Below are 12,942 nucleotides of genomic sequence, written 5' to 3'. Positions count from 1 at the left end.
ATTATCTAGCGTCTACTGGTTTCCAGCTAAGACCTTCTTTACCTTGCCATTTGCCACGTGGACGGTAGATACGGTTTTTCTCGTATTGTTCGTTAGCGTGCGCAATCCAACCCGCGATACGTGAAGTAGCGAAGATCGGTGTGAAGATATCAGTTGGGATACCCATAGCGTGGTAAACAGTTGCTGAGTAGAAATCTACGTTCGGCATTAAACCTTTTTCTTTGTACATCGTCTCGTCGATTAAAACAGACATTTCGTATAATTCAGGTTTGCCGATTTTTTTAGTTAAGCTTTGAGAGAATTTACGTAAGATCGCTGCACGTGGATCGCCATCTTTGTAAACGCGGTGACCGATACCCATTACTTTTTCTTTAGCAGCTAAAGCATCTTTTACGAAAGCTTGAGCTTTTTCCATAGTACCGATTTTAGCTAACATCACCATAACTTGCTCATTCGCTCCACCGTGTAAAGGCCCTTTTAAAGCGCCGATAGCAGAAACAATTGCCGAGTGCATATCAGATAATGAAGAAGCTGTTACGCGAGTTGCGAAAGCAGAGCAGTTTAATTCATGGTCAGCGTGTAAGATTAAACATTTATCCATGATAGAAACTAATTCAGCATCTGGCTCAGAACCTTTTAACATGTACATGAAGTTCCATGCGATTGATTTGCCAGCTTTAGGTTGAACGATTTCACGTTTGTTACGGATAGATTCGAACGCAGTTACTAACGCGCCCATTTTAGCTGTTAAGCGAACCGCTTTACGCGCGTTAGCTTCAACAGACATATCATTAGCATCAACATCGTAGTGTGCTAGTAAGGAAACCGCCGTACGCAACCAACCCATTGGGTGAACGTTTGTAGGTAAAGTTTTAAGAACAGAAATGAAGTTAGCATCAAGAGCCATGTTTTTATTTAACTCTTCAGAGATTTGCGCTAATTCAGTTTTGTTAGGAAGACGACCATTCCATAATAAGTAAACAACTTCTTCAAATGTCGAGTTATTTGCTAAATCGTCGATCGTGTAGCCACGGTAGTTTAAGTTATTTCCAACGATGAATGAAACCGAAGTTGTACAAGCAACAACGCCTTCTAAGCCTTTATCTAAAGCGCCTTCGTAAATAGTAATGTCAGCCATAGTCTTTCCTTTTAATATTTTTTGTGTCGATTAACACTTTAGAAATACCAAAGAAGAAATTACTTGGCTAGTTTTATCACTCTGTCTTTGACCTCGATCACGACGACAGTCTGATCGCGTAGCGGTGTATCAGCGCCGCTCGCAAGCTGACACTGCAATAAGATTTCATTACGAACGTCATGGACCTGCGACGCCCCACCCAGTTTTTGCAAACATTGGCTGATTTGATCGGTCGATAAAACCTCTAAAATCCCATCGCTTACCAGAACCACTCTAGACTTTGGCTCAAGTTCAACACTGGCTGATTTAAAAACAGGCGCTGTTGAAGATCCTAAGGCCTGCGATGACGAAGAAATTAACTGCAATGTTTTATCGGGAGCCTGAATAAAGCCTTTGATTCGGCCTACTGCGCAAAAATTGAGAGTCAAATCACGACGATCAATCACTCCGTAAAAGGCCTGTGTCTCGTCTTTTGTGTTTGCTGTGGTTTTAAGCTCCGCCCCAATATGCTCTAAGACTTTCTCTGGAGATAAGCCCTTTTTAGCTTCCATCAGGTGGCTGACTTTTAAAATTAGCGATAAAAATAACGCCGACATCGCATAACCTGACGATGACGATAACAGCACCCCGAACTTCATTTTGTCTTCGTGTTCAAAAATATCGAAGTAATCCCCGCCATAGCGAGAACCGTAGACAAACTTACGGCTAAATTCAAAACCAGGAATACTTGGAATTTCGGTGGGCGTTAAAACCTTTTGGATTTTTTTAAGAAGATCTACATCATTTGAGATCTGGATCATCACGTTGTCTAACTGATGCGAAAATTTCAACAGTTCTTGTTTATACAACAAGAGCTCCTGATCTTTCATTTGAATGATAGCTTTTAACCGGGCAATTTCGTCAGCAGACATTCCTCTATGTTAAAGAGGATAACGCTGTAGTCAAAAAGGATTCTTCTTTACGGTGCAGTTCGACCAGTCGCTTAGGCAAAAGGTCTAGATCGGCGTTTTCATAAACGCGTTGATTGTTTTTAGTGACAATCACTTGGTCTTTTAAATCTTCTTTAAATAATTTGCTTAATGAAAGCTTTTTAAGAATACGCGCACTTGAATACTTAATGGCAAACTCTGAAGGTTCAGGATTTTTCTGCGTATAGAAATGACCCCATACCGAAAGAACTACTAATTCTAAACCGTAATAAAGACAAACAGCCAAAATAAACGTTTCTAAACGGTTGGCGTACATCGACTGTGCGAAAAAACCACCCTGTAAAAGCGAACGGTAAATTTCAAATGAAAAATGTACCGCTAAGGCCCAAGTCACAAAACTGATTCCGCAAGTGACAAGCCACACACCTTTTGAATAGCTTTCTAAAAAGCGCACCCAGTGTAAATTAAGTAAAATACGAGCTAAAACAATACAGGCTAAAAGCATTAATCCTAAAAATAAGTGCATGTCGCCTTGTGAAATTAAAAATCCCACGATGCCAACCAGAAGTAATTCTTTACGTGTAAAATAACTAATAACAAACACCACACCTGATAAAACAGCGGCGTACAGCCAATCCGTACCAAGCAAAGTGCGCACCACTACGTTTTCCATTCCCAACATCGCTGTCAGTGAAAAATGATGGCGTAACGGACTGATAATAAAAAATAATAGAACTAAAACTAATAACCAAGCGGCCATGGGCGAAAAACATAAACGCATTAAAGCTTCACGGCGTTGTGATTTATCAAAATCTAAAGTCACCAAAGCTTCGTGTTGGTTTTTTAAAACAGAAAAACTTTTAAGAGTTAACTTTAATTGCTCAAAGACCATAGATATCATAACGGATAATCTTTCCTTCAATGCTGCCCGCAGGTTTTTTAAATGACTCTGCACTTAATGGGCGTTTAACAACAAAACGTTTAAATAATTTCTTTTCAATGGCTAAATGAAAAATCTGTGAAGCGTCTTCGTCTGTACCGACTAAGTTTTTAAAAAAGACCATCTCTTGTTTGGGTAAAGCTGATTTCTTTTTTTCGGGAAACATCGGATCAAAATACGCCACATCAAAATCACCGGGATTGACCGACTCTAAAAATTTTAACGAATCTGAAAACACGATTTCAATTTCTTGCATTTGCTCAGAGGCAATTTTAAGAGCCATGTAAACTAACGGGTTACGTTCAACTGCCGTCACCTTAAAACCCAATTGATGTAAAAAAATCGAATCAACGCCAAGGCCTGCTGATAAATCTAATAACTTAAAACCCTTCGTTCCACTTCCTAAAGCCTTTGCTAACGGTTCTTTATTTACCGAACTTTTGACTTTATTATAGTTGAGGTTATCACCTAAAAAATCGATTTTAAATTTACGACCTTCAGGATCAAAAATCGTGGGAATAGCGCCATCAAATTGAACTTTGTAGTTGTCTTCAGATTTAAAATTTTCTTGTAAGAAAGATTTCCAGTGACCGTATTTAGCTTCTAATTCGGGATTGGCAAAAACAAATTCGACCATTTAGATAAACCAATCGTTTTTATTTCCTAAATACCAATAGAACTCGATCACAATAAGGCCGCACATCAATAAGAAGTTTCTGTAACCCACTTTTTTAAGATCACCTAATTCAGAGCCCACAGGCGATTGAATTTCGGCAATTTTCATAAACGTCGGAACCGACCAGAACACTAAAACAATCGTCGTTAAATATGACCAAAAGATGCTGGCATAAAAATAGTGATAGGCAATCCAAAGACCGATAAATGCCGCCCACCAGAAAATGAGAATCTTTTTAGCTTTATCAAAGCCTGCATTCGTCATCGTGTTTTTAATGCCCGCCTGTGAACTTGTTAGAATATGACTGAAGTTATTTAAATGAACCAAGAATTGAATTCCCCAGGCCCATAAAATACCAAATGCTAAACCTTCAGTATCAACACCGGCACCAAGAGCCACCTGATAACCTGAAACAACTCCCGGGCCCGCAAGGATAAAGAAAATCACTTCACCCCAGTGTTGGTTTTTATAAGAATTTTTTGAAAGTAAACGTCCCGCAATAATTAATACCGCTGATACGGCGATCACGCGCGCCTCTTCGGGTTGACGAAGCATCACTGGAAAAGACAAAACCATCGCAATTAAAGTTAAAATCCAACTTATATTTGAAGCCTGGCTTGCGGTAATCCAACCTTCTTTAATGGGTTTTGCGTATTGACCACGCGGTGGAATATTCACGCGGTCATAACCAGAGATATGATCGTTCACATCATTACGAATATTGAAAGCTGCAAATAAGAATAACATCGCCACACTGGCAATCACACAAGTGAATGGATCACGAAAGCGGTTATCAACAAAGTTTTTAGCCAACACATAAAAAAGCGGAAGCAAAATCAGAAATAAATTTTGAAATTTAATAAGCGCAAAAAAAGTGATCGCCGCCGATGGTCTTTTGATATCACTTTTTTTAACGATTTCAAAAGTGACCGTTTCTTCCGGTGATTCTAAGTTTAATGTGGTCAGCGGAAGCGCACGCTCTGTCGACGAAAACTTACCCCAAAGATAATTTTGGAAATCTGAATCTTGTTTCTTCAGGGTAATAAACGAACTCACGATGATTTAGGCTTTCTACGCCAGTATAAAATCTCAGTTAACGGCTTTAATGATTTGATCAGTTCAGTCGCAGACTGACTACTTACTCCTGGTTTTTGAATTTTCTTTTCTAAATTCACAAGGTGGTGGTCGTAAAGCTGAATCATTTTTTCATTCGTGGCATCGAAGCTTTGAACGAAGCCTTGAAAATCTTTTTCACCGTTAGCAAAACACTGGTAATAATCTTCTAAGGTAGAAGATTTCACCATTTGATCGATCTGCGTACGACTCATGCCACGAGAAACATAAGCACCGAATGAATTTAAGTAACCTGACTTAAGATCGCCTAAAATCGCTTTACCTTCATCATTACGAATATTGTAATCTAACAAATCATCGCTACGTTGAAAAAGTTGGCCTAAGATCGTTCCCATCTCATCAAGTGTACGGTGTAACTCTTCATCGTTGTTGTTAGCAGCGATAAAGGGAGCACGTAAACACCATTTGAATAATGAAGCGGTTTTTAAATTATGAATACGATCAAGTTGTTCTAAAGAAACAAAAAAGTCTCCGACCACTGAATCCTGTAACCACTCACCTTCTAAAAGATCAGAAATAGTTTCAGAAGTGAATTGAACTAATTTGATATTTCCAAAGCCAGATAAGTTGACCATCACGCGCGCCAGTAAGTAATCACCGGCCAGAACCGCATACTCAGGAGTATACTTTGTCCAAGCGGCAGGTTTACCACGACGTAATTGTGATCGGTCGATTAAATCATCATGTAAAAGTGAAGCGTTGTGGATGAATTCGATCGTTTGACAAAGAAGCTGTTGAGTTTCCGCAGGTAATCCCAGTGGATTGCTGACCATCTGCACAAGTTTTGATCTAAAGCCTTTGCCGCCAGCAAACAAATCGTCATAAAGCGAGTTCAATTTAGGTAAATAAGCTGGAAAGTCTTTTGGACTGAAAATTTTCAAATTCATATGTTCAAATGAACGGTATAGACATAGACTAGATTCATGTCAATAAAACGCCCCTTTTACGAAGATGGTTTAAAGTTTCAATGTCAGGGATCAGGCAACTGCTGCACTTCGCACGGTGAGTTCGGTTTCGTATTTTTAACTCTAGAAGATCGTCGTCGGTTTGCAAAACATCTGAACATTTCTACCGCAGCTTTTACCCGCCAGTACTGCGATATTAAAGATGGCGTTTGGCACCTTAAAGAAGACCCTAAAAACCCTGATTGCATGTTCCTAAAAAACAAGCGCTGCTCAACCTACGAAGCCCGCCCAACCCAATGCCGCACGTGGCCTTTTTGGCCTGAAGTTCTTAATCCTAAAGCATGGAAGAGCGAAGTTGCATCTTTCTGCCCCGGTATCGGTAAAGGGAAATTGTGGTCTAAAGAAGAAATCGAAACCATAGCTGCTGAAGATGCCGAAAACGCTTCACGCTTTGGAACTTAAAAAAAGCGGATAACACTAACCACTTTTGCGTCCCTGTTAATCTGAACACACAAGGATTTTAAATCCTCCTGTCCATAGGATGCCATCACCACTAGGCAATGGTCTTGATTACAAATCAAGATCTAAGAACAAACGTGCTACAAGCTAGATCACTAAATACTTCGAATGACTATGATAATTGCTAACGCCATCATAACCAGTCTTAGGACTTCTTTAGAAATTCTAAGTAAGCGCCGATACTTCAAGTAAGTTACTTTTTGCATGGGCGACCTCCTCTCCGGATCTGCTAAATCCGAAAGCTGGATGTCAGATGTCACAAAAAAGCTGCTAGGTTATCCATCTAGTAGCTTTTTCATTTTTGAGACCACAATTTTTAAACTTTTGTTTTAATGAAATTTAAAATGTCGTTCTTGGCGGTTTTGAAATCGTCAGAGGTCGTTAACATTTCCATTTCGCCGTAGTTTGGGTAGTAGGCGAAAGTTTGTTCGTCTTTTTCACAGAGGCCAAGACAACCGCTGGTCATTACACGAATTTTTTTGTGAGCATCAAATTCTTTTAAATCAGTGCGCAATTCAGACTTTAATTTTTCGGCGCGCTCAGGTTTTGGATCAGAAAAATCCTTACCGCATTTTGAACAGATAAAAAGGCTGCCTTTAGTAAATTTAGGAGTGTAATTTTTTAACATAAAGATCCTTTAGTGAGTCTTTCAATAGAGTGTATTTGATTTTACCTAAATCCGTCACAGGAATTTCATCAACCTCGATATAGCTATAGATTTTCTCGTACGGGCGCACCTGCGCATTAAACTTAAGTAAGATTGTTGCGGGGTCATTGCCTTTTAAAACCACCAGAACAAGGCTTACGCCATCGCGAGCGTCAGGTAAATCACAGATTGTTGCTTGATGAAAATGAACTGCTCTTTGTAAAATTTGGCGCAGTTCGTTTAACGACACGCCTTCACCTTTAATTTTTACGAAGTCTGATTCACGCTGTAAAAATTTAAACTTGTTTTGTGAAATTTCAACCTGGTCATTAGTTAAAATCCATGGCGAAAGTTTTTCACTGATCAGTTCTTGGGTCTGTAAATTTAATTTTAAAATGTAACCTGCATTCGAATCAGATTTAATTTTAAAACGGCCATTCTCTGACCCGATTTCAACACCTGACAAAGCTTCAAAGTATTCATCATGAATATTTTTTTTCACTGCAATCATTGAAGCGGTTTCAGTCATTCCGAAAGTTTGCACTAATGGCCAACCTAAAGCTTCGGCTTGCTCGGCTAAAGCTAAATCTAAAGCCGCTCCGCCGACAAAAACAGTTTGTAAGTAAGCTGGCGCATCCCATTTTTTTTGAACGATTTCATAAATCTGCGTTGGCACGAGTGATAAATGCGTCACTTTATTTTCGTGAAGCCATTCCGGAGAAAACTTCTCCCACGATGTGTAATAAGTTGTAGCTCCAACTATATTCGCGCGAAGTAAAATACCTAAACCACCCACATGAAATAGCGGAAGCACGCAACCCCACACTGAACTTTCATTGCCAGCAAATTCTTTATTCACACGCTTTGCTGAATTAATTAACGCTTGTTCAGTGAGTGCGATCACCTTTATAGACTCTTGCGAACTTTGCGTTGAACCGCTACTTGGAATTAACACGTAATTGCGAGGGGCCAATTTTTCAGTGAATTGTTTTTTAATTTGAAAAAGATCTTTTTTCTCAGCAAGACTTGCGCGGTGATTAGAAAGAATAAAATTATCGCCATCAAGAGCTGGAATCCAATTCAGTTTACCCAACAAAGTTGTAAAACCGATGCCGTAACCATCAGCTTGATAAGTTAATTGATCATCTTCAACTATGAAAGCCTGGTTAAACTCGCTATCTTCGTAGTGTGACAAAGTTAAAAAGCCATGCGTTTTGTTTGGGTACATTTGTGCAAAATGAAGCCCGTGCGCAATTCCTACCGGATGTTCCATTGATGAAGTGATTGAGAAATCCTGAGCTTGCATTTTATCTTCGCGCGATGGTTTCCAAACGCGAAAGTGCCAGTTTTGCTCTTCCGCTTGCTTCCAGTCTAACATCAACTTTACTTTAGCTGAAAACTGATTCCATTGATCACGGTGAAAGAAAAACGGATCTTCGATATATTCAATTTTTCTAAGAACATCTTCACTTAAAAGATGAATAAACTCTGAAAATAAAAATTCACTAATGCAGTTATTAAAATCAATACGAATAGTTTTAAAACGAACTACGTTTTCAACTAGGAATTTCGCAAAATCATAAACGTGTTCGTTGCCTTTGATTTTAACGGTCACTTTCGAAAAATCAAAATCACCTTTTAAATCGCGAAAATCAGAAATCAGAATATTATTTTTAATCGGCGTAGCCGTAACTAAAACTTTTTTATTCTTACGCGCTTCTAGGTCTAATAACGCTAAATCAAGGGCGCGCTGATACAATGGCCCCTGCGAAGCTAATTCTTCATCTAAGGTTTGATCACCCAAACTTGGCCAAGGGCAAAGATCAGAAAAACCTTCATTTCCCTCAATATCTTGAATTTTAATTAAAGCACCACGCTGTGATTCACCGCTCGTCACCGCATTAGGCTTTACTCTGCGTTTTAGCGCATAATAATGAACCCAAACTTGCAGCGAATGACCGTTATACTTCATTAAATCAATGACCCGATTAAAAATCCGATACTAAAAATCATGCCGTAACCAGCCGACTTAGCTAAAAATTTATTATACTCAGCCGAAGGCTCTGTGTTCATAATTTTTTTAATAACAGAAAGACCAAGTGGCAAAGACAACGTCGGTAAAATATAAAGCCAGTATTTTTGTTGGTTTAACCAGTAGTAACCCATTAAAAACGGAGCCACGATTAAGAAGATAATCCAAACTTTGGCGCCCGTTACGCCTAAGCGCACCGCTAAAGTTTTTTTATTCACTTCTTTATCCGTGTGAATATCGCGAAGGTTGTTGATTGCAATTAAGATCGTACTTAAAAATCCAACTTGTAATCCAAGAACAACCGCATCCAATGTGTAAGTGCCGGTTAATAAATAAAATAAACCACCCACAGCCACTAAACCAAAAAAGATAATAACGAATAAATCACCTAAGCCGTAATAGGCTAAAGGCATCGGGCCTGAAGTGTACGCGTACCCCATTAACACCGATAATACGCCGATAATCACAATCGGCATTCCACCGTGAATCACTAACGGAATACCTAAAATCATAGCGAGGGCAAAAAATCCTGTAGCCATCCACATCACTTGTTTAAATGTAAAAATCTTTTGCTGCGTTACACGCATAGGACCTACGCGCTTTTCGTTATCAGCCCCTTTTTTAAAATCCATCGCATCGTTAACAAAGTTAGTGCCTATTTGAATACAGAAACTTGAAAGTAAAGCGCAGGCAATAATCCACCACTGAATTGGTACATGTAGACTTTGCACTAAACCAATAGTTGCAATCACCGGCACAACCGCTGCTGATAAGGTTTTCGGGCGAGCTGCTAAAATCCAAGCTTTTAAATTTGACTGCGCCATTTATTTCTCCACTTCTTTACAGGTTGGCGTAGCTCCATCTGGGCAGGCTGCAAAAGAATTCACTCCAGGAGCTGGCATAACACCAGTTGGAATTGGCTGACCCATTGGGCAAGTGCATTCCTGGCAGATCACTTTCTCAGCGACCGGTGTACAAATTTTGCGCGTATTTGAGCTGTTCTGCTTTACAAAATATCCTAAAACTAAAACAATCACGATTCCGATAACACCTAGAGCTATTTTCTTTAAATTCATAGGGATAACTTAAAAAAATTGCAGCTTTTTATCAATGAAATAACTTATATTGTTAAGGGTCAAAGCCTGGGGCTTTCGAGGGGTTAAGATGAACTACATTATTCCTGTAATTGCATTTATCGCTGGTGGTGCCGTAATCGGTTTTGCCGTGTACTCAAAGATGCGTGTTCAAGCTGAAATCTGGCGTAATAAGTACGATGTTGAAAAAGCCTTAAGCGAACAGCAAAAAGCTTTAGCCGAACAATCAAAAACAACAACACAAGAGTTACAAAACCGCATGACTTTGCAGTTTGAAAACTTAGCACAAAAAATTTTCGACGAAAAATCAGGAAAATTAACAGACCAAAACCATAAGCAGTTAGCGACCCTGTTAGACCCTTTAAAAGAACGCATTAAAGATTTCGAGAAAAAAGTTGAAGACACTTATTCGCAAGAAAGATCAGAGCGTGGTCACTTACGTGGTGAAATCAGCAAATTGATCGAATTAAACACTTCAATGTCTAAAGAAGCGCAAAATCTTGTGACCGCTTTAAAAGGCGAAAACAAAACCCAAGGTAACTGGGGCGAATTAATTTTAGAAAATATCTTAGAGCGTTCAGGTCTAAGAAAAGGCGAAGAGTACATTGTACAAGAAACCGTGCGTGGCTCTGAAGGTGAAATCTTACGCCCCGATGTGATCGTTAAACTTCCAGACGGAAAACACCTTATCATCGACTCAAAAGTGACCTTATCAGCTTACGAAGGCTACAGCTCAGCTACGGATGAAGTTATTCGCCAAAAGCATGCTGACCTTCATATCGAATCATTAAAACGCCATATCGCAGGGTTATCTGAAAAGAAATACCACTTAGCGAATGAAATCGTATCACCTGATTTCGTGATGTTATTTATGCCACTTGAGCCAGCGTTTGCTTTAGCGTTTAAATTAAAACCAGAATTATTCGAACAAGCTTGGACAAAGAATGTGGCCATCGTAAGCCCTACAACTTTATTAGCTACGCTAAGAACCGTGGCAGCGTTATGGAAACAAGATAAACAGCAAAGAAACGCACTTGATATCGCTAAACGCGGTGGTGAGCTGTATGACAAATTTGCGGGCATCGTCAAAGATTTAGAAACTTTAGGTGAACGTTTAAATTCAACGCAAAAAGTTCATGCTGACATTATGGGAAAAGTTTTTACTGGACGTGGAAATTTAATCTCACAAGTTGAAAAACTAAAAGAGCTTGGTGCTAAAGCCGATAAAACTTTACCGGCTCCGCTTGAGTAATTACGCCGCGATTGACTGAATAATCGCTGAAATTGTTGAAAGCTCTGGATTGAATTCTTTTTTTGAATCAATCAGAGCATATAAAGTTCTTCGGCCTAAACCGGCTTTTTTCGCAAAGTCAGTTTTATTCACAGTCATCAGATGCGCGATTAAAACTTCGCGAAATGATTCTGTATCACCGCTACGAATACATTCTAACAAAGTATCAACTACGAGTTGAGGGTCTTTAAGCTCTTTACTTACAAACGGAGTATGAGCCTTCAATAATTTCGCTTTTGATTTTTTTGGCTTTTTTGATATCACGACTTTGCCCATTTTTATTACCTCCGTTAATAACCACAACGACCGTTGAATCCCAGATAAATGTATAAACTCTAATTCCGTTACGCCACCTTAACTCAAGCAACCCCTCGAAGCGCTTATGGTCACCAAAATGACCAATCGAAATCAAGTCTAATCGAGCTTTTACCATAGTTCGAACTTTAGGTTGCTGTCGTTCAAGCCAGGTATCGAACTCCGGCGTTTTTACAACGTCATATTTCAAACTGACCTACCTTGCATTGTGCATTATAATGCACAGTTTGTCAAATGCGCATTATAATGCACTGTTAAGTCGAATATATGATTATTCACAGCCCTGCGCTGGCACTTGACCAGAGAACGTCTGGCAGATTTTTCCTAATTGAGCGCCACCGCCCGGACTCGGTCTTTTAGGGCAGTCGTAATGTTTACCACCAAACATCTTGTGTGATGGCATTTGTGGATAGCCGTTGATGCTTTCTTTATTTTGTATGATGGGTGCGGTTTTTCCGCCATCACTCAATGTTTCTTGTGGATAATGACGGAAATTGGAAATATCTTTAATTTTCAATTTTAGATCACCGTTACGTCCGGCTGTAAAACCGTTAGTTCCCAAAGGGCATACGACATGTTCATTGCTTGAACCGTAAATCATCATGTAATAACCCATTAGAGCATCGCCACCCGCTTCGGAGTTCATAGTGAATGTCAGTTCACCTTCAGCGTATTCGGCCTCGATGCTGATTAAACCACCGCTACGGCCATCGTTACCGTGAGCAGCTTTTGCACCTGGAATGAAGCCTTGAATTGTTGACCGATTTAAAACAATTAATTTTTTCGTTTGAATCTCAAGATTAAAATTCCCAGTTGTCACTACTGAGTTATTAAGAAAAACGCGCTCATTTGGAATTTTCATATGGTTGGTTAATGTAAACTGATTCGGAAACACATAATCTTTCGGAACTTCTAATTCACGGGTTTCAGAAGTAATGATGTGATACTGCTGATCTAAGATTTCAACTAGTACTGCGACTTTACGGCCGCCCTGCAGATTTGCTACGGCTTCGGTTTGTCTTTCTGTGGTGTTAACAGCAAACATCACCTGACCATCTACGCTGATACGTACGCGGTCGCGTGTTTCGGGCCACGAAAGAATCATATTATAAACATTCGGCTGCGCTTGGCCCTCGAATTCAACGAAGACATCCTCTAAGCGCAATTCACGATTCGTTACCTGCTTAGGTTGCGTATTCGCAGGCTTTGTCTTCGCTGCTTTAACAGCAGCGGCTTCTGATTTTTTTTGGACTTTACAGCCGGTCATTGCAAGAGCTACGGCTAGAACTTTGATAAAAGTTTTATGTTTCATTGGTTTTCCCC

At 39.6% G+C, this 12,942-nt stretch carries 14 protein-coding genes; 2 read left to right on the top strand and 12 right to left on the bottom strand.

Annotated features, from left to right (window positions below; all coding sequences use genetic code 11):
- Position 1: 1 nt before the first annotated feature.
- The 6 genes from ACKWCF_RS02900 to ACKWCF_RS02875 are packed head-to-tail and all read right to left on the bottom strand — an operon-like array spanning position 2 to position 5,704.
- Positions 2-1,138: a citrate synthase gene (locus tag ACKWCF_RS02900; RefSeq protein WP_409479198.1), complete on the bottom strand. Its 1,137-nt coding sequence runs from the start codon at positions 1,136-1,138 to the stop codon at positions 2-4.
- Positions 1,139-1,197: 59 nt separating this feature from the next.
- Positions 1,198-2,049 carry a PP2C family protein-serine/threonine phosphatase gene (locus ACKWCF_RS02895; RefSeq protein WP_409479197.1) on the bottom strand — a complete coding sequence of 284 codons (852 nt, stop codon included), beginning with the start codon at positions 2,047-2,049 and terminating at the stop codon, positions 1,198-1,200.
- A gap of 4 nt (positions 2,050-2,053) precedes the next feature.
- Positions 2,054-2,959, bottom strand: coding sequence for a hypothetical protein (locus tag ACKWCF_RS02890; RefSeq protein WP_409479196.1), 906 nt, complete (start codon positions 2,957-2,959; stop codon positions 2,054-2,056).
- On the bottom strand, positions 2,949-3,644 hold the full coding sequence (locus ACKWCF_RS02885; protein WP_409479195.1) for a class I SAM-dependent methyltransferase: 696 nt from the start codon (positions 3,642-3,644) through the stop codon (positions 2,949-2,951). Before ACKWCF_RS02885 ends, ACKWCF_RS02890 begins: the two co-directional genes overlap by 11 nt.
- Positions 3,645-4,739, bottom strand: coding sequence for a UbiA family prenyltransferase (locus ACKWCF_RS02880; RefSeq protein ID WP_409479194.1), 1,095 nt, complete (start codon positions 4,737-4,739; stop codon positions 3,645-3,647). It abuts the gene before it with no gap.
- Positions 4,736-5,704, bottom strand: a complete 969-nt coding sequence (locus ACKWCF_RS02875) for a polyprenyl synthetase family protein (protein ID WP_409479193.1) — start codon at positions 5,702-5,704, stop codon at positions 4,736-4,738. Before ACKWCF_RS02875 ends, ACKWCF_RS02880 begins: the two co-directional genes overlap by 4 nt.
- A 36-nt stretch (positions 5,705-5,740) precedes the next feature.
- Between ACKWCF_RS02875 and ACKWCF_RS02870 the strand changes: the two genes are divergently transcribed.
- Positions 5,741-6,184, top strand: coding sequence for a YkgJ family cysteine cluster protein (locus ACKWCF_RS02870; RefSeq protein ID WP_409479192.1), 444 nt, complete (start codon positions 5,741-5,743; stop codon positions 6,182-6,184).
- Between the two features lie 373 nt (positions 6,185-6,557).
- On the opposite strand, the gene ACKWCF_RS02865 is transcribed toward ACKWCF_RS02870, so the two are convergent.
- The 4 genes from ACKWCF_RS02865 to ACKWCF_RS02850 are packed head-to-tail and all read right to left on the bottom strand — an operon-like array spanning position 6,558 to position 9,995.
- Complete coding sequence (locus tag ACKWCF_RS02865; RefSeq protein ID WP_409479191.1) at positions 6,558-6,869, bottom strand: hypothetical protein; 312 nt, start codon at positions 6,867-6,869, stop codon at positions 6,558-6,560.
- Complete coding sequence (locus ACKWCF_RS02860) at positions 6,847-8,859, bottom strand: AMP-binding protein (RefSeq protein ID WP_409479190.1); 2,013 nt, start codon at positions 8,857-8,859, stop codon at positions 6,847-6,849. Before ACKWCF_RS02860 ends, ACKWCF_RS02865 begins: the two co-directional genes overlap by 23 nt.
- Positions 8,859-9,743, bottom strand: a complete 885-nt coding sequence (locus ACKWCF_RS02855; protein ID WP_409479189.1) for a 1,4-dihydroxy-2-naphthoate polyprenyltransferase — start codon at positions 9,741-9,743, stop codon at positions 8,859-8,861. The genes ACKWCF_RS02860 and ACKWCF_RS02855 overlap by 1 nt, the downstream gene beginning before the upstream one ends.
- Entirely contained in the window at positions 9,744-9,995 is a 252-nt protein-coding gene (locus ACKWCF_RS02850; protein ID WP_409479188.1) for a hypothetical protein, read from the bottom strand.
- Between the two features lie 88 nt (positions 9,996-10,083).
- Between ACKWCF_RS02850 and ACKWCF_RS02845 the strand changes: the two genes are divergently transcribed.
- Positions 10,084-11,265: a DNA recombination protein RmuC gene (locus ACKWCF_RS02845; protein WP_409479187.1), complete on the top strand. Its 1,182-nt coding sequence runs from the start codon at positions 10,084-10,086 to the stop codon at positions 11,263-11,265.
- On the opposite strand, the gene ACKWCF_RS02840 is transcribed toward ACKWCF_RS02845, so the two are convergent.
- Positions 11,266-11,580, bottom strand: a complete 315-nt coding sequence (locus ACKWCF_RS02840; protein WP_409479186.1) for a hypothetical protein — start codon at positions 11,578-11,580, stop codon at positions 11,266-11,268. It abuts the gene before it with no gap.
- Positions 11,581-11,890: 310 nt separating this feature from the next.
- Positions 11,891-12,931, bottom strand: coding sequence for a hypothetical protein (locus tag ACKWCF_RS02835; RefSeq protein ID WP_409479185.1), 1,041 nt, complete (start codon positions 12,929-12,931; stop codon positions 11,891-11,893).
- Between the last annotated feature and the right edge of the window lie 11 nt (positions 12,932-12,942).

It is taken from the genome of Pseudobdellovibrio sp. HCB154, assembly GCF_046267985.1.
Taxonomy (GTDB): Bacteria; Bdellovibrionota; Bdellovibrionia; order Bdellovibrionales; family Bdellovibrionaceae; genus Pseudobdellovibrio.
The sequence above is the reverse complement of the archived record's forward strand: the minus strand, read 5'-3'. Positions and strand labels throughout refer to the sequence as shown.

Coding starts and splice junctions, on each gene's coding strand:
- ACKWCF_RS02900 (WP_409479198.1), bottom strand. CDS start 1,138: ATGGCTGACATTACTATTTACGAAGGCGCTTTAGATAAAGGCTTAGAA.
- ACKWCF_RS02860 (WP_409479190.1), bottom strand. CDS start 8,859: ATGAAGTATAACGGTCATTCGCTGCAAGTTTGGGTTCATTATTATGCG.
- ACKWCF_RS02865 (WP_409479191.1), bottom strand. CDS start 6,869: ATGTTAAAAAATTACACTCCTAAATTTACTAAAGGCAGCCTTTTTATC.
- ACKWCF_RS02850 (WP_409479188.1), bottom strand. CDS start 9,995: ATGAATTTAAAGAAAATAGCTCTAGGTGTTATCGGAATCGTGATTGTT.
- ACKWCF_RS02890 (WP_409479196.1), bottom strand. CDS start 2,959: ATGGTCTTTGAGCAATTAAAGTTAACTCTTAAAAGTTTTTCTGTTTTA.
- ACKWCF_RS02840 (WP_409479186.1), bottom strand. CDS start 11,580: ATGGGCAAAGTCGTGATATCAAAAAAGCCAAAAAAATCAAAAGCGAAA.
- ACKWCF_RS02845 (WP_409479187.1), top strand. CDS start 10,084: ATGAACTACATTATTCCTGTAATTGCATTTATCGCTGGTGGTGCCGTA.
- ACKWCF_RS02870 (WP_409479192.1), top strand. CDS start 5,741: ATGTCAATAAAACGCCCCTTTTACGAAGATGGTTTAAAGTTTCAATGT.
- ACKWCF_RS02875 (WP_409479193.1), bottom strand. CDS start 5,704: ATGAATTTGAAAATTTTCAGTCCAAAAGACTTTCCAGCTTATTTACCT.
- ACKWCF_RS02835 (WP_409479185.1), bottom strand. CDS start 12,931: ATGAAACATAAAACTTTTATCAAAGTTCTAGCCGTAGCTCTTGCAATG.
- ACKWCF_RS02885 (WP_409479195.1), bottom strand. CDS start 3,644: ATGGTCGAATTTGTTTTTGCCAATCCCGAATTAGAAGCTAAATACGGT.
- ACKWCF_RS02855 (WP_409479189.1), bottom strand. CDS start 9,743: ATGGCGCAGTCAAATTTAAAAGCTTGGATTTTAGCAGCTCGCCCGAAA.
- ACKWCF_RS02895 (WP_409479197.1), bottom strand. CDS start 2,049: ATGTCTGCTGACGAAATTGCCCGGTTAAAAGCTATCATTCAAATGAAA.